The sequence below is a fragment of the Bifidobacterium sp. UBA6881 genome, from assembly GCA_002451435.1.
Classification (GTDB): domain Bacteria; phylum Actinomycetota; class Actinomycetes; order Actinomycetales; family Bifidobacteriaceae; genus Bifidobacterium.
In genome coordinates this window covers 1357-2367 of sequence record DKCF01000028.1, presented here as the reverse complement: position 1 = coordinate 2367, position 1011 = coordinate 1357, and the positions used below count along the sequence as shown (strand labels likewise).

Annotated in this window: 2 protein-coding genes; both read right to left on the bottom strand. The window is 57.3% G+C overall.

Annotated elements, in window-relative coordinates; genetic code table 11:
- Nucleotides 1-653: ABC transporter ATP-binding protein (locus B3C64_RS02080; protein WP_291533375.1), on the bottom strand; the 653-nt coding region annotated here is incomplete at its 3' end.
- An 83-nt stretch (nt 654-736) separates the two neighbouring features.
- Nucleotides 737-1011: hypothetical protein (locus B3C64_RS02075; RefSeq protein WP_291533374.1), on the bottom strand; the 275-nt coding region annotated here is incomplete at its 5' end.

The following is a 1011-nucleotide window of genomic DNA, read 5'->3' as shown; positions in this document are numbered from 1 at the left end:
CCGACCTGCTGCAGAACACCGAGCTTGATGACGGCGATGCGGTCGCCCATCGTCAGAGCCTCGGTCTGGTCGTGGGTCACGTACAGGGTGGTGACGCCCAGCTGACGCTGCAGAGCGGCGATCTGGGTACGGGTCTGGACACGGAGCTTGGCGTCGAGGTTCGACAGCGGCTCATCCATGAGGAAGACCTTCGGCTCACGGACGATTGCACGGCCCATGGCCACACGCTGACGCTGACCACCGGACAGAGCCTTCGGCTTACGGTCGAGGTATTCGGTCAGGTCGAGGATCTCAGCGGCCTTTTCGACGCGCTTGCGGATTTCTTCCTTCGGGGTGCCGGCGATCTTCAGTGCGAAGCCCATGTTGTCGGCAACGGTCATGTGCGGGTACAGGGCGTAGTTCTGGAACACCATTGCGATGTCGCGGTCCTTCGGCTGCATCGTGGTGACGTCCTTGCCACCGATGAGGATGCGGCCCTTGTTGACCTCTTCGAGGCCGGCGAGCATACGCAGGGTCGTGGACTTACCACAGCCAGACGGGCCGACCAGCACAAGGAACTCTCCGTCCTTGATATCCATGTTCAGGTCATCCACAGACGGCTTATCGTTGCCGGGGTAGATACGAGTGACGTGGTCGAAAACGACTTCTGCCATGATTTGTCATCCTTTCAGAGGCAGGTACGTGCCTCACGATCCGTTGTAAAGGGATTTCTGGTTTCGGTGCTAAGCCCTGCGGCTCACCACTTCGACAAAGCCACAACACAAAGCGTTTTATTTTTTGGCTTTGCGAAGAATCTCTTCGCTGAGCCACATTCCATCATACACATCAAAATCGACTCGTCAACTCGCAACGCCCATCGCGTCGCGTTTTCCGCAATCGAACACCAATTTTCCCGATTTATCATCCCCAAGCGGGAAAATGAACGGCAGCGTCGCAGAACGAGGAGGTCATCATGCGTAATATCCGTATCGGAGTGGTCGAAGATGATCCGGCAAGCTGCCAGCTTGTGCT